This window comes from Burkholderia cepacia (assembly GCF_001039005.1).
GTDB lineage: Bacteria > Pseudomonadota > Gammaproteobacteria > Burkholderiales > Burkholderiaceae > Burkholderia > Burkholderia theae.
The window spans coordinates 135542-153226 of the sequence record NZ_LDWR01000011.1 but is presented as its reverse complement, the minus strand read 5'-3'; the positions used below and the strand labels follow the sequence as shown (position 1 = coordinate 153226).

Genomic DNA, 17685 nt, shown 5'->3' with positions numbered 1-17685 from the left:
ATGTCCGTTCCGTCCTCGCTTCCTCCCCGCCGCGTATCCGTCGCGCCCATGCTCGACTGGACCGATCGCCATTGCCGGTCGTTCCACCGTACGCTGACGCGCGATACCTGGCTGTATACGGAGATGATCACGACGGGCGCGCTGCTGTTCGGCGATGCCCAGCGGCATCTCGCGTTCACGCCGAACGAATCACCGGTCGCGCTGCAACTGGGCGGCAGCGAGCGCGACGATCTCGCGCGCGCCGCGAAGCTCGGCGAGCAGTGGGGCTACGACGAAATCAACCTGAATTGCGGGTGTCCGTCCGAGCGCGTGCAGCGCGGTGCGTTCGGCGCGTGCCTGATGAACGAGCCGCAGCTCGTCGCCGACTGCGTGAAGGCGATGCGCGATGCGGTGTCGGTGCCGGTCACGGTCAAGCACCGCATCGGTGTCGATGCGGTCGAGGACTACGCGTTCGTGCGCGATTTCGTCGGCACGGTGGCCGAGGCCGGCTGCGAGACGTTCGTCGTGCATGCCCGCAACGCGATCCTGAAGGGGCTGTCGCCGAAGGAGAATCGCGAGATCCCGCCGCTCAAGTACGACTATGCGTATCAGTTGAAGCGCGATTTTCCGTCGCTGGAGATCGTCATCAACGGCGGCATCAAGACGCTCGACGAGGTCGCGCAGCATCTCGAGCATGTCGATGGCGTGATGCTCGGCCGCGAGGCGTATCACAACCCATACGTGCTTGCGGATGTCGATGCGCGCTTCTATGGGTCGACCGCAGCGGTGCCGACGCGCGAAGAGGCCGAGGCTCAACTGATCGAATATTGTGCGGCCGAACTGAAGCGCGGGACCTACCTCGGTGCGATCGTGCGGCACGCGCTCGGACTGTATCGCGGCATGCCGGGCGCACGCGGCTGGCGTCGTGTGCTGTCCGACAACAAGAAGCTCGCGCGCGGCGATCTGGCCGTGTTCGACGAGGCGCGCGCGCATCTGAACGAAGCCGAAGAATTTTTTGAAAAAAAGGCTTTGCAAGATTCAAAAGACTTCGTATAATCTTGCTTCTTCGCTGCTGAAACAAAAACAGCGGAGAAACAAAGCGGTACCAGTGGTGGCTGTAGCTCAGTTGGTAGAGTCCAGGATTGTGATTCCTGTCGTCGTGGGTTCGAGTCCCATCAGCCACCCCAAAGAATGCATTAACAAAACAGGCGCTTAGGCGCCTGTTTTGCTTTGCGGGGGACAACTCGGGGACAATAGCGTCGATTCGAGCCTCGCCATCTCTAGAGCGTTCTGCTCGCCATCCATCCATTTCGCGTACGTTGTCAGGAACATCTCGATGCTGTGCCCGAGCTGTTTCGCACAAAAGGCCGGGGTCATTCCGGCCATCAGCATCGCAGTCGCGTAGCTATGCCGCATGTTGTACGGGCGACGGTAGCGAATTCCGAGTCGTTTCAGAATCGGCGTCCAGAAGCTTCGTCGGAATGCGCGCTCGTCCTCCCATCGTATGCCGTTTCGCGGGTCATGAAAAATTGCTGCGCCAGTGATCTGGGTAAATGATCGCTGACGCGTCAATGCGCCGAGAGCCCGGCTGTTGAGCTGGACCGTGCGAGCAACCGCCGTCTTTGTTCGATCCTTGTGTTCGCCGCGTACAAGCGCTTCCGCAACCAAGATCGTCCCGCTCTGCAAATCTACGTTCAGCCATTGGAGGCCAAAGATTTCGGACGTTCGAAGACCGGTCCAGAACCAGAATTCAATGAGGTTGTGGATCTGCCCGGGATAGGCGCGCTCGGCCTCTCCAATAACTTTTTCCGACTCGTCACGAGAAAACGGATCGGGCGGGGGCTTCTGATGCTTGGCGCGAGGCACATTCGTCGCGGGATTGTCGGTCAGCACGTTGTCTGACACAGCTAAGTCAAGCGCCTTTCTCAGCACCGAAGCGTAGTTGTTGATCGTCTTGCCGCTTAGGTCGGGCCGGCCGGCGATCGCCGTCAAGATGTGGCTCAACTTGAGTTTTCGAAGTGGTGTCGGGCCCAATGGACTTTGATTCTTGTCGCAGGCTGCGGCTTTCCAAAATCGGATTGCACTTTCGTATCCGTCTTTCGTCGACAGCTCAATTCGCTGGGTGGCGAGCCATGTGTCCAGCCAGCCACCGACTGTAAGCGTGCTTGGCGCACCGCTGGTCGGAAAATACTCAACCACGCTGAAGGTTCCGAGCCGAATGTGATCGACGATCTCCGCGATAAGTCTGTGGGCGTACTTCACGTTTGCGGGAGTGGGCGGCATCGGCTTGCCGTTCAGCATCAACGTTTGCCGCTCTCTCTTGCCATCGAGCGTGAAGTTCAGTCGGATGGACGCCGCGCGAATCTCTAAGCCGCCGCTTGTTCTATTCATAGTTGATACCCCATGATGGAAATGAAGATTCCGCCGTCAGGCGAGCGCCGGTATTCGCGACCTTCGAGCCACTTTCCGTCCTCGATCTTTCGGCGGATGGCTTTCTCCGTCAGGCCGGTGATCACGGCGGCGAGTGCCACGGTGACGTAGGGGGCCGGTGCAATCAGAGTAGGTGAGTCGATCATGCTACGATCCCTCTGTCTCAAATAAGCGTTGAACCAATGCAGAAAATATTTGTGATGCGCGGATACGCGATGAACTGTGAGACGCGCGTAACGGAGGACGGCAAGTGCGCCGCTCAGGTCGAGGTTACGAAGTTGGGCTTCAGCCGGGAGGCCGCGTTCCGGAGTCTCGGCGAGTTCGGCACTGAGGCCGAGGCGGTTGACTACTCGAGGAAGTTTTCGGAAGAGTGGTTGATCCGGTACGCATGAGCCTGAGGTTCAATATGACAAAAACGGAGTTCCGCACCCTCGTATTCGAAATCGCGCGGGCGCAACGGTTGCGTGTCGACGAGATGAAAGATGGCAAGGAGCGGATCTGGTTTAACGAGAAAAGCCAGAAATTCCTCCATGAAGATCACATTGACGCCTTGTTTGATCGGCTACGCCATCCCAATCTTTCTCCGCGCGACATCAGCATTGAGATTCAGAACGTCGCGCCGGGGCGCCCCTGCACCCACAAAGGTATGCGCGAGATTTACGAGAAAATCCACGGCAGCGAGCGATGCGTCAATTTCACAAATCAAACAGAGACTCGAATGGAAGTTTGTCAAGCCTGTTCCGCACTCGAAGGTGTATCTTCGAGTGCGCCGCCTCACTTTCACTTGCAACTCCAGAGTTCGTCTAGCGGCGGATTTCCTGACAGCTTGAAGGTGATGTTCAGTCGATATTTTTGCAGCGAGTGTCATTCTTTTGCGTTTCGCAATACCGAGGCCGGTGATCCGCCGAATACATGGATTGTCGAGCGAGCCGATAGATGATCTGGTAGCGTATCGGCGCTCACGATTCTCGATTGCGAGAATCCAACAATGCTCGTCCTCGACGAGCCAATAAAAAGTTGCTAGCGTCAGAAACGTCCAAACACCTACAAGGAGGTGAAGATGTCGGGTAATTCCGGGAGAGCGAAGGAACTCGCTGAGTACGAGCGTTTGCGTGTAGAAAACGTTGAGGCACGTCGCGAGTACTATGAAGAGCGCAGTAAAGTGCAAGCCGATCCGACCCGTTCGACTGCTACTTTGTCATCGTTGGGTGACATTCTTGGCAAAGCCCATCGTGCGTTGCTGAACAAGGCTGATGAACTCGAGATCCCACCTCAATATACGGCGCACCTTGACCCATATAAAGGTCAGTAGGGGCGCCTGAAGGTAGAGAAACACGACGAGGTCGCGACCGCGCCGAGCCAGATTTTCGCAGGGACGAGGTGAGCACTCCGCACGGTATGCGACACGGTGGAATCGGACTTCACGAATAGTCAGACATTGGGCATGCTACGATTCGCGCAAAACAAGCGGGGGTGCGATGAAAAATTGGCGGTTGGTGGTGGGCATACTCTTTGGTCTCGGAGGAGCGATCCTGATTGCATTCTTTGGTGCAACCACGGCGGGGACTAAAGCATATGATCCGACGCTCATGGCATCTTGGGTTCAGGCGGTTGGCTCCATCGCCGCCATTGTCGGTGCATACTGGTTCGTGCAAATTTCAGCGAGAGATCAGCGGCAACTGGCTACAAAGGTTCGCGACAGAGAATTGGCTGAGCGGCGTTCGTCTATTCAAGCTGTGCTTGACGAAGTCTACATAAAATTCATGGAACTTCGCCGATGGTACGAGCTTGAGAACGGCACTCTTCCTCTCGAGGTGTCATTCCTATCAGTCGATGAACTTGCGAGCGCGGCGAGCCTATTGGACGACGTACCTCTGTTTGAATTCGACTCTGGTGAGCTAGTGAAAGCGATACTTGAGTTGAGGCGCACGTGTCGAACGACAATTGCCTTGTTGGAGCGTCAAGCGCGAAACTTTCGCGATCCGGAAAAGGATGAAAGGTATCCTGGGCACCCATGTATCGCAGATCAGGTCAATGACGAAGTCGACTACATCGAGACTGTTTACTACGCCGCGCTAAAAGTGACGGGGGCGGCGGCCATCCATCGCCCCGCACTGATTCGCGCATTTATGTGGCAGCGTCTCCAAAGCGAAAACTGATTTCCGTTGGTCCAATGCGCAGTCATGTGCAGTAGGTGCTTGCGCAACTCGCCAACTCGTCCCACTGTTGAGTGATGGCGAAAACGAGAACGGCGGCGATAAGCACGCCAAGGCTCTTGAGCCAAAGGATCAGAGCGCTTTCACGACCACACTCCCATCAGCGCTTCGATCGGCGGAGCGACGGCGCCGGCAAGCAGGTAGAAGCCGGCTATCACACAGAGGGGGATCCAATCTCGATTCATGGTCATCTCAATTTGTTGTTTTTGCTTGGCGTAACCGGTATCAGACGATGGCGGTCAGCGTCGTGCTGCCATCGCCGTGTTCGGTGCGAAGCATCAACGGTGCTCCGCCGAAAAGTTCAGGGCGAAGTTCGCGCAGTGCATTACTGAAGTTCTTCGGTGCTTCGAAGCCGTTGCCGAGCAGTGCGGTCGTGACCGCGAGCTCGGGACCGTCGCCGCCGGGCGTGAAGAACGACGCGACGATGGGAATCCCATGTTCTTTGCAGATAGCGATGATCTGCGTCATGAGCGGCGAGATCTGCTCGTCGTAGATCTGTTCCTTGGTGGCGGCGGTCATATCTTTCTCCAATATGATTAGGAATGCGAATTCATAACAGCGCTCAACGAACGGCACTGGCGTTCAATGTCGTCCGATCAACGCTGTCGAAACTCTTAAGGGTGCGCACTCGCCAGGGCGCCGCTGCGCTAGGTTGGTGGGTGCGGAGGATCCGCGGCCGAATGCGCGCCCTTGAGAGAGTTGAGGCAGGTTCCTTGCGATAATGGATGCGCCGACCTGAGAGACGGCACCCATAAACCACCGTTACAAGGAATCACCCATGAGTGAACCGAAAGACGACAGCACGGCGACCAAGATCCTTGTCGAACTGATCCGAGGCGGATCGGTGAAGCTTCCGCACGTGGACAGCCCGACAAATACCCAAGTAGCGACGAAAAGAGGCGAAGAAGCTGCCGCATATCTTGTCGCACTCCACAAGGGCCTCAAGGCCATTGACTAACGTAGCAGGACACCTACGGCTCACCAGTAGGCAGCTGACATCACCGATGCGCTCTCGTTGAAAGCGCATCGGTCATTCTGGTGTTAGGCGCTACCCCGTTTCTCGGCTACACCATCGAGCCGGCCGGTTGCTCTCGGTACTGCGACCCCGGCGCACTAGCACTCTTAAGGATCAACCGCCTGGGCGGCGGCTCGGCGATCATAAATGTGTCGCAGCACTTGCGATCGCAACATGGCGGCGACGCGCCAACGACTGTACGACGACGGCTGTCTGGCTGCGAGTAATGCTTTCAAATTTATTTCTCGTTAATGTCTAAATCAATACAAATATTACAAAAACATATCTAAATCATCAAATTTATGAACTGCGAGTCTAATTGTTGCCAGTAATTTGATATTTCAGAAAGATTTGTAATGATGGGGTTGGTGGTGCTTCCCGTAAGAGTTTAAAAAAATATGGTAATCTCGCCGCGCGTCTGGCTCGATGCGAATAAAACGAATCACAATTTTATGAGAGGAAAGCTGTGAAAAAGGGGATTCTTGTATTTATTGGATTGTTGATGTTTCATGTGTCGTCTGCATTCGCAACAGTGATTTCTTCCGGGACGACGCTTTATCTGGGCACACGGGTTTGCTCCGAAAATGGCCAGTACTGCCTCAACATGCAAACGTCCGATGGCAACCTGGTGCTGTACGGTCCGAGCGGTGTAGTGTGGTCCGCACAGGTTGCAGGGAAGGGCGTTACGCGCGCAGTCGTGCAGCCGGACGGCAATTTCGTTCTGTATACTTCAGCCAATGTACCAGTGCTCTATTTCAATACTCAGCATCCGGGTGCATATTTAAATGTTCAAAATGACGGTAATCTCGCGCTTTATTGGGATCGCCCGGTCTGGCAAAGTCATACAAGTGATACCAACTCTATTCAGGCGAACCAAGGGCGTATCCTTCATACTAACAACAAAATTCCTGCGGGTGCGAGCTACACGGTCGGCCAGTATTTCTTGATCTTGCAAGCCGATGGAAATTTCGTTCTTTACAAGAACGGTGCTGCGATTTGGAATTCAGGGACGGTGGGGAAGGGCGTTACGGCGGCTTGGATGCAGAACGATGGCAATTTCACGCTGACGAATGATGCAGGCGCTGCGATCTGGCAAACGAACACAGAAGTAAATCCAAATAATTATTTTGCGTTTCAGCCAGACGGAAATCTTGTTGTTTATGCGCCAACCGTGAGCTGGGATCGCCTCGCTCATTTCGATCACCCGGACTATCTCGATCACGGTGGCGGTAACTACTGCTTTGCTTGTACGGCTAAGCCGATTTCGATTCCGTTCTAAGGATTGACTGACCGCGTATTGAGCCAATGGCGCGATAGTGATGAAGGGGGCCCTCCGAACGTGGGGCCCCTTCTCGTATTCATGATCAATGGACGGCGATGAAACCTGGCGTCGCACTACGACTGGTCCGCAGCGACTTCCAGCAAGTGATGTAGGAATCTGATGTCGATCGCGGCAGGCTTGGAATGCCTCGATCTGCGAGATGGTGTCTGTGACCAGGTGCCAGGCTTGCATCCGCGCGTCGTCGTCGAATTGCTTGTCGTTGCCGGCCGCGCGGCGCACGTCCTCTGCGGTGGCTTCGCGCCAACTGACCAATATGGGGAAGTGCATCCCGCGTTGATAGTGATTCACATGCCAATCCAAAAGAACAACATCTTGTCCGTCTCCGGTTTCATGCTAAGTCTTAGCGTGCTCTACGGACCGGAATGCGACGGATGGGGATGTGTCTTGTCCAGAAGCGTCACTAATCTGGATCCTGCCACATTGGAGGTTATCTGCGATGTGCACATATATGAACGAACTACCGGGCGCCGCACGAGGACCATGAGCTACGCGAACTGCGGATCGACCCGTCCAGTGACGAGTACCTGGTCATGTGCGCATGCACCGACCTGCCGACGAGAAACGGTCGGTTGCGATCCTGCGGTCAGCGGACTATGACGAGTGTCTGAACGCGCCGAACGTCGACGCCGCGCGCGATGCTGCAACTCTATCCGGCGGACGACATGGTGGCCGAACCGAAGGAGGCCGAGTGATCTATTTTTTGGGGAAGATGTCCATATCGGATAACGTCGCGCTCCAACCGACACAGCAGCAAGTAGTATCTCGACGAAAGCCTGGAGGCTCGTCAAAAGAATCGCAAGCTGATGAGCGCGATTGCGCTTTATTGGATCGGTTTCTGGTTCGTTTTTCTGGTGCCTATGGAAATTAAGGCGACAACGCAGTCTGCGTAGAATCACGGCATCGGTATGAAGATGCATGCTAAGATCAGCATCAAAATGATCGGACACTATGTGTCTGTAGGGGATAAGCGATAAAAATCCAACTTCCAGTCGAGGCATGGAAATCATTTTTTTTGCTCGCCACGTTATTACTCTGTTGGTAGACCTGATCAATGCAAACAAGAAAAGGAGCATTTCGATGAAGTTGACATCCGTCATGAAGGCGTTTCGACTCTCGGTGCCGTTGATTCTTGCAATGATGATTTTTCCATCTGGCGCTTTGGCTGATACGACGCGATTTGTATCGTCGTTCTCGACGGTCGCCGCGGGGGATTCGCAAGAGCTGCAGAATACATATATGAGCGAAATGGATGGAAGTAATTCACCATATAACAAATTAAATGGGATCCATCTTACTCCAGAGCAGTTTGTTGCAGTGAGGTCGAGAGATTCCATGTATCAAGCCAAGGCGATTATTGGCGTTTGGTCAAAATTGATCCAGAGTGATGGTCAGCCGGTGCCAAATCTAGCCGATGCCGTAAACAATCTCGGGTTGCAGGTGATCGATGGTTATCGCGATAAAATTCTTGCATTGTACATTTATGATGAGCCTACATATGCGAATATCTCAAAAAGTACGCTTCAGTTGATAATTTCAAAATTGAATTTCAGATTTCCTGGAATTCCGACGTATGTTGTTTACTATAGAAATTGCTATGTAGACCAATCCTGTAGCTCCTCGTTGCCCATGTCTGAGCGTGATATACCGGATAACGTGGATTGGGTCGGATTTGATATCTACAATTCGAGCGGTGATCCGAATTTTGTAACAAACACGGTTACCCCATTGGTGACGCAACTGCGCACACATCTGGATCAGTTGGGCATGAAGAAGGGTATCGTTATCGTTGCGCAGGGATTTCAATCGGGCACTACCGCTCCATCCGTGAGCAGCGACAACGCTTTGGCACAGCAAATGAAGAATTATTTTGCCCTTTTGGAGTCTGCGAACGGTTGCATTCAGTCTTGTGGCCTTCAGAGGGTCATCGGCATTGATAGTTATTTTTGGGGGAAAGATTCGACTGGGCAGTTGATTGCCTTTGGCAGTCACTGGCTGCCGAATACGCAGAGAGCTCTTTTTGATGTGGCTGGCCCAATCATAAATAGAAGTGTGACTGGAAATAGATACTACGTTCCGGAGTCAAATTTTGATGGTCAATTTGCTGTCGTGACTAACGGGTATCCGGTTTACTACTACAAATATTCTGCAAATTCATACTATTGCAGGTATGCCAGTGAGCAAGAGTATTTGAATGACAAGTCTGCTTTGGGGTTGGCAAATAGGGTTACGCCAATCTACCCGACCATCGAAAGCCTATTTGACAATGGTCCGTGTCATCCGTAAGCGATAGATCGATCGGTGGCCGATTCTCGAAGTCTTGACTATACGCGGTACGAGGCGGCGCCGTGAAACAGAAGCGGGCGCCCAACAGGCGCTCGCGAGGTATCACTGCCACGGGAAATCGCAAAGAAGTGGGGAGGGCGTTACCGACGTACCGATGGGTTGCTCCGGGGCTGCATGCGTCGCGAAGTCATGTGTGTCGTCGTTGCGAGTTCGCGAACGAGGCTTTCTTTCTCGCCTCAGGCTAAGGTTCGCACGCGCCGTGCCGTTATCTTTCCTGGACAGCCCTCGTGCCTCGAATGCTGATCCGTTTTCTTGCCTGCTCGCGTACTGCGCGAGCAGGCTTTTTTCGTTTACGGCGGCTTCAAACCGGCAACTTGGCGGAATAGAGCAGGGACTTGGCGCGAACCGACAAAGCGCAACAGTCTTTCATTCGTGTAATGTGTGACTTCCTCGTGCCCTCATGCTTTGAAGGGCCGTTCGATCCCGACGACCAGTGACGGTGTCGGGATTTTTTTTGCCCGCGCGCCGATGTCCCGACGACAAGCCGCCACGGAATGCAATGCCGTCGCGGAGTCTGGCGAAGACGCATCGATGCGATGGCTTCAACAACTGCGCCGCACTCACGCCACGCCAAGGCATCGGACCCGTGGCGTCCTTCGCATACCGCAAAGCACGGTATATTTTGCGACAAGACATTCCGACCGATAGAGCAAGCAGAAGGAGTTACCGCCGATGCAGGAAACCCGGACCACGCTTCGAGCTGCGACAGCGCACGACGCAAGCCACATCGCTCGCCTGCACACGCTGAGCTGGCAAACCGCATACAGCCATATCCTTCCGGCCGCCTATCTGTCCGACGAGGTGCCGACGGAACACGCGGTCCGATGGCGCAAATATCTCGATCGCAACGAAGAGGAGTGGGGCCTTGTGCTGATCGCCGAGTCGGATGGCGAGCCCGTTGGTTTCGTCAGTGCCGAACGCCCGGTCGATCCGGCGCTCGGCGTGCTGCTTGACTGCCTTCATGTTCATCCGTCGCATCACGGCAGCGGTACCGGCAAGCGCATGATCGAAGCCGTTCGCGCGTGGGCCCGAACGCTCGGTGTGGACAAGGTCCACCTGCAGGTGCTCGAGGACAACGTACGCGCGATCGGTTTCTACGAGCACAACGGCTGGCAGTTGGCGGGAGTCGAAACGAGCCGCATCGGCCAGACGGAGGTCACCGACCGGATCTACGCGATACAGGCCTAGGCGCTCGTCCGCATCCGAACGAACGGTCGCCCGCTATGCAACTACTCCCGGCCGCGCCGAAGTCACACCGGGTAAAGGCTGAATTCGCTTTGCCGTTACGTGCCGCAATAGCGCACGAGTAAATCGGCTTCCGTCTCGTGCACTTCGACGGGCAGCGTCGTTGCGCCTGCATAGGCTAGATAGCGTGCACGATGCTGGCCGTTGCGGAATGACGCGACGCCGACTTTCGACAGGCCGGGGATGCCGAGCAGCATTCGCGTTCTCGTTTCGCGAAACGTGATGAACGGCATGTCCGGAATCCTGTCCTGGTCCGGATCGAGGAACTCGCGAATACCCGCGGCTTTGCCAGGGGCCCAGTACTGAACTGACGGCAGCACGTAGTCCGTGGTATCGCGGTCGGCACATGCCAGCAGTTTCTTCAGGTCGATCGTCACGACCCGATGTCGCGAGTCGTCGGACGAGAATACCCGCTTGAGGTGCGCATAGGCATAGGGGACGTGCCCGGGAAGCTGGATAATCCAGACATCTACGCCGTTCTGTTGTGCGCGGGCGAGTGCCATTGTTTCCTCTGGTGGTGCAAGCGGTCTTTGTGGCCGGAGTTTAGCAGCGCGATTGCAACAGTGGAGCAGATTGATACCCGGGATAGGAAAACGGAGCGGCCCGCAGCAGGATCGGAAGCGAAGGCGCAGAAGGTATGGCCGGCAAAGCGGATGCGGTCATGCGCCGGTGGTCGATATCGATGGGTCACGAGAATATCGCGATACTGCCGGCGGGAATGACACGCCGCACGAAATTCACGCAAGATTCACATGGCATCGCAAAGCCGGGCAGGCGCGGATCATCATAAGAACCAAGAGGGCAGATTGACCGGAGAAAAGCATGGCGTCGAAACTTGAGATCGAATACCTCGATTACTGTTTCACTGCAACGCTCGAAATCAGGGAGTCCGGCCGGACCGGTGTTGTCGACTGGCAACTCGAATCCGATGCGCGAAGCAAGACCCTCGCGTGGATCGTGTTCGATCGCTTCCTCGAACGGAACGACTTCGCCGATGAGGAAGATGCGCGCGCAAATATCGTCGACTGGCTGGAGCGGCTTGCGGATCCGAGGTCGGGTGCGTCAGCGGAGATTGCGAAGGCGAGCGTGGTGGCTTCGGGAGCGGTGGCGGCAACTTCATCGACTGCCGAAGTCGTCGGCGAGACCGTTATTGAAATCGTCAGCGATCTCGACTGGATCGATATGGTTGCCGACTGGTTTTCCAGCGGTTCGCCTTGATGACGAAACCGGGGTGTCGTGACGCAGGTTATCGTGCTCGTGAATTACGGCTTCGCGAAATGCCGTATAAGAAAACGAAACCAGAGTCACGGTAAAAAATAGAATATCCCTGCTTTGACAATACACGCGGCTGACCGGAAACTGAACCCGGATCTGAATACGTCCGCTTGAATCAAATCAAGATCGAACTCCAGATATGAAATGAACAATGCGGCTGACGGCTGGCGCGATCACTCATTACCGATGTCGGCCTGACAAGCTGCACAGCAATGCTGTTCAGAGTCGGCGGATACGAATAGCTTGTCGACCGATTTTTCGTCAGCGAGGGCGGCAAGAAATATCAGGACATTTTCGACATGCCCGAGCATCGCGGCGCGGTGCTTGCATGGTCTTTCCGGAAATCGATCGAGGCGTCTCCATACCAGCGGGGTGGTGGTGTTGCCCGTCGTTGTAGTGACGCCGACCGCGCGGCACGCGAGCCTGCCGGTTGCCGCGGGATTGTCACCAAATGGTGAGTTGCCGCACAGACTGTTGCGCGGCCCCCGATCACAATTTGGCAGGTTGACCGTTCTTCCCCGGCCCGGTCAACCGTTTCCCCGCTCGCTCGCGCAGGAGCGGGGCTTTTTGCCCGTCCGACGCCGGAAGGTGCGTCGGCGGAACCGGACAGGCGTTCGGCAGGCTGCATAATCGCGCCCCGGCATCCGTTCGCCTGATCCGTACGAATCGCTTTCCTCGTGCCTGAGCGAACCCTCAGGCCCATCGCCGGTTTCGGCCGGCGATGCCTTGGTCCCGGCGGCGCGCAGCCACGCTGCCGGGATGTTTTTTGCGCCGAATGCGCTGCATCACGTCGTGCGCAGCGCGCGTGTCGACCTGCTCAGCCAGTCTGTTCGACGCTGGTTTCCCATCCGTCGTATTCCCCTCCGAGCGAACGCACTTCGCGATTGATCGCGATCGTATGCCGCGTGATGTCGGCCAGCGCCATGGTTCCTTCGTGCGAAAACCGTACGGCCGACTTGCCGTCCTCGGTCGGGGCGACCGATTCGACCGGATAACCTTTCGCTTCGGCCCAGTCCGCGAACTGGTGCGCGTCGCTCGGGTCCTGAAAGTACGCCCAGTGCATCACGCGCCGGCTCACGTCGCTGGCGTCGCCTTTCTGCCGCAGCGCATCCAGCACGCGCATGTCGCGCATGATCTGCCAGTCGTCGTCGGTCGGGTAGAGGGTCTGCCAGTACGCTTCCTTGCCCGGATCGTCCTGATGGGCGTACTGAAGCGCGTAGGTCGTCTGGTCGGCCAGCGAGTCGACGATTTCCGCCGCTGCTTCGTCGTCGAACGGCACGTAGAAAAGGAAATCCCGATTACCGTCGACGGTGATGCGGCCGACCTGCACACCGCCTTTCGCGGTGATCGTGGCGTCCAGCAGATCCTCGATCGTCGTGAGATCGGCGAACTCGTCGCCGGTCGGCAGGCCTTCAGGCGTCGGATGCGCAAAGGGGACGCGCACGCTGAGCAGCGACGTGCGCGGATCGCCTTCCGCGATTTCCGCAAAGCTGTGGTTGAAGCTGATGAAAGCCTGATGGTCGCCCATTCTGGCAGGGAAGGTTCCCCAGGCGTCGGTCATGTGTTTCTCCCGTACACGATTGTCTGTTGACGGTTGCAAAGCGTCCCAATGTATCATCGAAAATCGCGTTGGCCGAAGAGGCGCACATGATCGCGAGTCTGGGCATTCTGGTGCCGGTGGAAGAGGATCGCTATCGGGCGGTGGTGGATTTCTACCGTCTCGTGCTCGCGCTTCCGGTGCATTCCGACGGTGTGTCGGCCGCGGGGAATCCGTGGCATCGCTTTGTCGTGCAGGGCGCGACGCTGACCGTTCATACGGGCAGGCGCGGCGAGTTTCCGTATCCGGAGTTTCGGCCGACCGGCCATGGAATCGCGTTGGCAATCGAAGTGCCACACGTCTCGGAGGCCGTTGCACGACTTGAATCGCACCGCGTCGGCATCCTGAACGACTGGGACTACGGCGATGGCACGGTGGCGATTTCCGTGGCAGACCCCGCGGGTAACGTATGCGAGATCTGGGGTTGCCCGTGACCCGACGCGATAGTGCGGCGGGCCGCAAAAATTTCGAAGGAGAATCCGATGTCGATGTTTGCGGTGAATGGTGTCCGAATCGATCCGCTCAGCGCGCGCGTGACGCACGTGCGCTGGGCGGCCGTGAATCCCGCCGACCGGTCGTGGGCGGCGAAGCCGAGCGAGGCGCCGGTGGCGGAAGTGGCGCACGCGCTCGCGTCGGGCAACGATGTCCGTGCGATTTTCTCGGAGTCGGACGCAACCGCGATTGGGCCGAGGCTGAAACGCGTGCTGTATCGCGACGCATCGGAAGGCATCGAACTCGACATCGATGCAACGAGCGAGTCGCGCACGTTGCGGGATCTTCCGCAAATCTGACCGGAGCGGCACGCGCAGGCGGTAACGGGTGCCGCCTCATCGATAGCGGCAGCTGGCCGAAAGGTCGGCTCGCACGACGCCGATCGCGAGGAGTAGTATCGGACAACCGCCATGCTGCCGTGCTGGTTGCGCCGAACGGTTTGACGCGCCGCGCGACTGTCGGCGAGCCAGTACCCGAAGCGAATATCGCACACGCGCCCGAGACCATGTCCAGACTTCTCATCGCCCCGTTGGTATCCGCGCTTTGTCTGGCGCTCTCGGCCTGCCAGACCGCGTCCGCGCCGGCTCCGCTGCCGTCGCCCGAGACTGCGTCGGCAGCCGTTCCGGCGTCGTCGCCGGCCGCGCCGATCCGCGGTATCGGCCTGGCGCCTCATCTGGCAGGGCAGAGTCACTGGGCCGTCGGTCAATGCACGACCAACGGCACCGTCAAGGTGTGCAATTGACCGATGCTGACCGAACGGTGTCCGTTCCCTGCGAATGAAAGATTGTGAGTGCGCGGCGACGCACGACTTTCCCGACCGCAACGAATTCTTGTCGACAAGGGGCTCGTCGCCAATCCCGGTCTTCCGGTGCGTTCCCGGCGTGTTGATAGGGCGCCCGACCTCGATGGGCCGATTGCCGTCGATGCAATTGATTGAGCGATGAACAGCGAACACGAAACAAACGATTCCGGCTTGCACGTCGATCCCGTCGCGGGAACGGTCATCGGCCAGTTGCCGGTCACGCTGGCGGTCGATAGCCGGAGCCTGAAGAAAAGGGCAATCGTCTGCGCAGTGCTGGCCGCGGCGAGCCTCTGCGGTTATGCGGCGGACCCGACGCTCTGGCCGGTAGCGGCGCTGGCCGTGCTGCTGGCGCTGGCGAGTGCCGCCTTCTTCGTCTCGTCGCGGCGCAAGATGGCGCTGCATGTCGACGAAACGGGCTTCAGGCTGATCGGCTCGGCGCGTGAAAAACCCGTTACGCCATGGCGCGACGTCACCGAGTTTCGGATCATCAGCGTCGCTGGAAATCGTTACATCGGCTACCAGTTCTCGGCGTATTCGTCGCGTACCAAGGTGCCGGGCGGCGTGATGCTGCCGATCTCCCGGTTTGCCGATCTTCCGCTCGACGCGGTGGCCGGATTGCTGGAGGCATGCCGCCGACAGTTCGGCGTGCCGGACGACCAGGCCGACCGAACGGCCTGAGCGACCCGCCCGTCAGGAAAACAAAAAAATGTCGGGGGCCATGTCGATTTCCGTCGGGTTCGTCCGTCGTAGCATCGGAGGCGTGCGCATCGCGCGTCCGTCCCGTTTTCCGATACGACAACCGACTGAAGGAGCGACACCCATGTCCACGTCCGTCAAACCGATCCCGGAAGGGATGCGCACGCTGACGCCGCACCTGATCTGCGCCGGCGCAGCAGCAGCCATCGACTTCTACAAGCGCGCCTTCGGTGCGAACGAACTGTTTCGCCTGGCGATGCCCGACGGCAGGCTCGCACACGCGTGCCTCGCGATTGGCGATTCGACACTGATGCTGGTGGATGAAATGCCCGAGCACGGCGCGCTCGGGCCGAAGGCGCTGAAAGGCACGTCGGTCTGCCTGCACCTGTACGTGCCGGACACCGATGCGGCGATCGCAAAGGCCGTCGCGGCCGGTGCGACGGTCACGATTCCGGCCGCCGACATGTTCTGGGGCGATCGCTACGGACAGGTCGAGGATCCGTTCGGACACCGCTGGTCGCTCGCGACGCATCAGCGCGACCTGACGCCCGAGCAGATCGCGGAGGCGATGGCCAGCGCACCGCCGTGCGGAAGCTGACATAGTCGCGCAGCCGCGGTTGAGCGGCAGGGTGGCGGCACAGGCCTGCACCCGGTTCGCCCGCGGTCACGTGCCGGCCGTCTTGCCGCGCTGCTTGTCCTCGTACATCCGGTGATCGGCCGATGCGAGCAGGTCGGCCACCGCGTGATGGCGCGCGGGATCGTACGCGACGTGCCCGACGCTGAACCGGATCGCGTAGCCGCGCGCGTCGGCCGCGTTGCGCAACGCGAGCGCGTGCGTCACGCGTTCGACCGGCTCGACGGCGTCGGCCGGATCGGTGGCGCTCAGCAGCACGACGAACTCGTCGCCGCCGAGCCGTGCGATCACGTCGCCGTCGCGCAGCGCGCCCGTCAGCGTATCGGCGAATGCCTTGAGCGCGCGGTCGCCTTCGGCATGGCCGAAGCGGTCGTTGATCGTCTTGAAATCGTTCAGGTCGAAGAACAGCAGCGTGGCGTGACGGCCCAGGCGATCGCACAGGCTCAGCACGTGGCGGGCCAGGATCTCGAAGCCGCGCCGGTTCGTCAGCTGCGTAAGCTCGTCGGTGGTCGCGAAATGCAGCGCGGCGATCTCGCGTTCGGTCATGTGGGCGAGATCGCCGAGCAGCGCGAGTTCGTCGGGCTCGAGCGAACGCGGCCGCGTATCGATCAGGCACAGTGTGCCGATGGGTGCGCCGTTCGGCGCCGCAAGCGGCCGGCCGGCGTAGAAGCGGATGCCGGGTGCGCCGGTGACGAGCGGGTTGTCGTGGAAGCGGCTGTCGTTCAGCGCGTCCTGGATCACCATCGTATTGCCGGCGAGCAGTGCATGGGCGCAGAACGATACGTCTCGCGACGTCTGCGTGACGTCGATTCCCGCATGGCTCTTGAACCACTGGCGATTCTCGTCGACGAGGCTGACGAGTGCGATCGGTACGTCGAACAGCCGACGCGCGAGGCGCGTCAGGCGGTCGAAACGCTCTTCGGGCGGCGTGTCGAGGATCGAGAGCGAATGAAGCGTATCGAGCCGGGCCGCCTCGTTGGCCGGTTTCGGTGCGATTTGCATGGGCCTTGTCTCTTGTCCCGGCTGCGAGGCCGGTCATCGGATCGTATGCCGACCAGTATGGCGCATTATTTGGCGCCTCGCCAAGCCTGAAGCCCGGAGCGACCGGTTTCGGCTTGATCCGGATCGATGCAGATGCGGTGAGAAGCGGGCGTCATGGACCTGCGTTTCGTCCCGATACGGAATCGGATGTGCGATGCCTCAAGGTGCTCGGCACGGTGCCGTAAATAGGACGAGTCCAATCGTTCATCACATCCCATCGCACCATGGTTCGAATTCTGTACGCGGGTTATCTCGCGTTTGCGCTGTATCTCCTTTATCCGATGGTGCAGAACGCGCTGACATTCGGCACGGATTGCGTGAGCAGCGCGCTGCCAGGGGGCGCCCGCGGTTTGTCGACGCCTTCGGCAAGCGGCGTGGACGGACACGCGAACCGCTGCGCGCCGACCGCGCAGGCCGGTGCCGCGACCGGGCGGTTGCCTGAAATCCATTGAACGCGGATTGCCGCACGTGTCGTTCGATGCGTGATGCGGCGCGTTGGCCATTCGGCCGAATTGAATGCTGCGCGACGCTCGCCGATCATATGCAACACGGCGGATCGAATGCGAGATGTCGAGAGC

The 17685-nt window shown here is 58.3% G+C and carries 22 protein-coding genes and 1 tRNA gene; 17 read left to right on the top strand and 6 right to left on the bottom strand.

Annotation, left to right across the window (positions count from 1 at the left end):
* The first annotated feature begins 48 nt into the window (after positions 1-48).
* A complete protein-coding gene (gene dusA / locus VL15_RS05735; protein ID WP_048243881.1) occupies positions 49-1035 on the top strand; it encodes a tRNA dihydrouridine(20/20a) synthase DusA in 987 nt (328 codons plus the stop codon).
* Between the two features lie 55 nt (positions 1036-1090).
* Positions 1091-1166: transfer RNA gene (locus VL15_RS05730), tRNA-His, on the top strand.
* A 25-nt stretch (positions 1167-1191) separates the two neighbouring features.
* Here the strand turns inward: VL15_RS05730 and VL15_RS05725 are convergent.
* Positions 1192-2370 carry a site-specific integrase gene (locus VL15_RS05725; protein WP_048243879.1) on the bottom strand — a complete coding sequence of 393 codons (1179 nt, stop codon included), beginning with the start codon at positions 2368-2370 and terminating at the stop codon, positions 1192-1194.
* Positions 2367-2555, bottom strand: a complete 189-nt coding sequence (locus tag VL15_RS05720; RefSeq protein WP_048243878.1) for an excisionase — start codon at positions 2553-2555, stop codon at positions 2367-2369. Before VL15_RS05720 ends, VL15_RS05725 begins: the two co-directional genes overlap by 4 nt.
* A gap of 36 nt (positions 2556-2591) precedes the next feature.
* On the opposite strand from VL15_RS05720, the gene VL15_RS43085 reads away from it, so the two are divergent.
* From VL15_RS43085 to VL15_RS05705, 4 genes are all read left to right on the top strand, one after another.
* Positions 2592-2801 carry a hypothetical protein gene (locus VL15_RS43085; RefSeq protein WP_048243876.1) on the top strand — a complete coding sequence of 70 codons (210 nt, stop codon included), beginning with the start codon at positions 2592-2594 and terminating at the stop codon, positions 2799-2801.
* Entirely contained in the window at positions 2798-3349 is a 552-nt protein-coding gene (locus tag VL15_RS05710) for a hypothetical protein (protein ID WP_048243874.1), read from the top strand. Before VL15_RS43085 ends, VL15_RS05710 begins: the two co-directional genes overlap by 4 nt.
* A gap of 120 nt (positions 3350-3469) precedes the next feature.
* Complete coding sequence (locus tag VL15_RS41750; RefSeq protein ID WP_155420131.1) at positions 3470-3721, top strand: hypothetical protein; 252 nt, start codon at positions 3470-3472, stop codon at positions 3719-3721.
* A 166-nt stretch (positions 3722-3887) separates the two neighbouring features.
* The gene (locus VL15_RS05705) at positions 3888-4568 is read left to right on the top strand and encodes a hypothetical protein (RefSeq protein WP_048243872.1); all 681 of its coding nucleotides are present in this window, start codon (positions 3888-3890) and stop codon (positions 4566-4568) included.
* Positions 4569-4850: 282 nt separating this feature from the next.
* On the opposite strand, the gene VL15_RS05700 is transcribed toward VL15_RS05705, so the two are convergent.
* Complete coding sequence (locus tag VL15_RS05700; protein ID WP_048243870.1) at positions 4851-5144, bottom strand: hypothetical protein; 294 nt, start codon at positions 5142-5144, stop codon at positions 4851-4853.
* Positions 5145-5403: 259 nt separating this feature from the next.
* On the opposite strand from VL15_RS05700, the gene VL15_RS05695 reads away from it, so the two are divergent.
* The 4 genes from VL15_RS05695 (at position 5404) to VL15_RS05690 (ending at position 10513) form a co-directional block, all read left to right on the top strand.
* A complete protein-coding gene (locus VL15_RS05695; RefSeq protein WP_048243868.1) occupies positions 5404-5583 on the top strand; it encodes a hypothetical protein in 180 nt (59 codons plus the stop codon).
* A 523-nt stretch (positions 5584-6106) separates the two neighbouring features.
* Positions 6107-6919: a curculin (mannose-binding) lectin gene (locus VL15_RS39650; RefSeq protein ID WP_080970733.1), complete on the top strand. Its 813-nt coding sequence runs from the start codon at positions 6107-6109 to the stop codon at positions 6917-6919.
* Between the two features lie 1059 nt (positions 6920-7978).
* Positions 7979-9265: a hypothetical protein gene (locus VL15_RS41745; protein WP_155420130.1), complete on the top strand. Its 1287-nt coding sequence runs from the start codon at positions 7979-7981 to the stop codon at positions 9263-9265.
* A gap of 732 nt (positions 9266-9997) precedes the next feature.
* Positions 9998-10513 carry a GNAT family N-acetyltransferase gene (locus VL15_RS05690; protein WP_048243866.1) on the top strand — a complete coding sequence of 172 codons (516 nt, stop codon included), beginning with the start codon at positions 9998-10000 and terminating at the stop codon, positions 10511-10513.
* Positions 10514-10608: 95 nt separating this feature from the next.
* Here VL15_RS05690 and VL15_RS05685 read toward each other — a convergent pair whose 3' ends face one another.
* Positions 10609-11073 (bottom strand): plasmid fertility inhibition factor family protein, encoded by a 465-nt coding sequence (locus VL15_RS05685; RefSeq protein WP_048243864.1) that lies wholly within the window; start codon positions 11071-11073, stop codon positions 10609-10611.
* 319 nt (positions 11074-11392) lie between these two features.
* On the opposite strand from VL15_RS05685, the gene VL15_RS05680 reads away from it, so the two are divergent.
* A complete protein-coding gene (locus VL15_RS05680) occupies positions 11393-11788 on the top strand; it encodes a hypothetical protein (RefSeq protein WP_048243862.1) in 396 nt (131 codons plus the stop codon).
* A gap of 874 nt (positions 11789-12662) precedes the next feature.
* Here the strand turns inward: VL15_RS05680 and VL15_RS05675 are convergent.
* On the bottom strand, positions 12663-13406 hold the full coding sequence (locus VL15_RS05675; RefSeq protein ID WP_048243860.1) for a DUF695 domain-containing protein: 744 nt from the start codon (positions 13404-13406) through the stop codon (positions 12663-12665).
* A 26-nt stretch (positions 13407-13432) separates the two neighbouring features.
* Here VL15_RS05675 and VL15_RS05670 point away from each other — a divergent pair, with 26 nt between their 5' ends.
* The 5 genes from VL15_RS05670 to VL15_RS05655 all read left to right on the top strand — a co-directional run bounded on the left by VL15_RS05670 (position 13433) and on the right by VL15_RS05655 (position 16030).
* Complete coding sequence (locus VL15_RS05670; RefSeq protein ID WP_155420129.1) at positions 13433-13876, top strand: VOC family protein; 444 nt, start codon at positions 13433-13435, stop codon at positions 13874-13876.
* A gap of 48 nt (positions 13877-13924) precedes the next feature.
* On the top strand, positions 13925-14233 hold the full coding sequence (locus VL15_RS05665; protein ID WP_048243856.1) for a hypothetical protein: 309 nt from the start codon (positions 13925-13927) through the stop codon (positions 14231-14233).
* A 206-nt stretch (positions 14234-14439) separates the two neighbouring features.
* The gene (locus tag VL15_RS43675) at positions 14440-14676 is read left to right on the top strand and encodes a hypothetical protein (RefSeq protein WP_080970732.1); all 237 of its coding nucleotides are present in this window, start codon (positions 14440-14442) and stop codon (positions 14674-14676) included.
* Positions 14677-14874: 198 nt separating this feature from the next.
* The gene (locus VL15_RS05660) at positions 14875-15414 is read left to right on the top strand and encodes a hypothetical protein (RefSeq protein WP_048243855.1); all 540 of its coding nucleotides are present in this window, start codon (positions 14875-14877) and stop codon (positions 15412-15414) included.
* 142 nt (positions 15415-15556) lie between these two features.
* A complete protein-coding gene (locus VL15_RS05655; RefSeq protein WP_048243853.1) occupies positions 15557-16030 on the top strand; it encodes a VOC family protein in 474 nt (157 codons plus the stop codon).
* A 66-nt stretch (positions 16031-16096) separates the two neighbouring features.
* Here VL15_RS05655 and VL15_RS05650 read toward each other — a convergent pair whose 3' ends face one another.
* Positions 16097-17068 (bottom strand): sensor domain-containing diguanylate cyclase, encoded by a 972-nt coding sequence (locus tag VL15_RS05650; RefSeq protein ID WP_048243851.1) that lies wholly within the window; start codon positions 17066-17068, stop codon positions 16097-16099.
* 263 nt (positions 17069-17331) lie between these two features.
* Between VL15_RS05650 and VL15_RS05645 the strand changes: the two genes are divergently transcribed.
* A complete protein-coding gene (locus VL15_RS05645) occupies positions 17332-17559 on the top strand; it encodes a hypothetical protein (RefSeq protein ID WP_048243849.1) in 228 nt (75 codons plus the stop codon).
* Positions 17560-17685 lie beyond the last annotated feature (126 nt).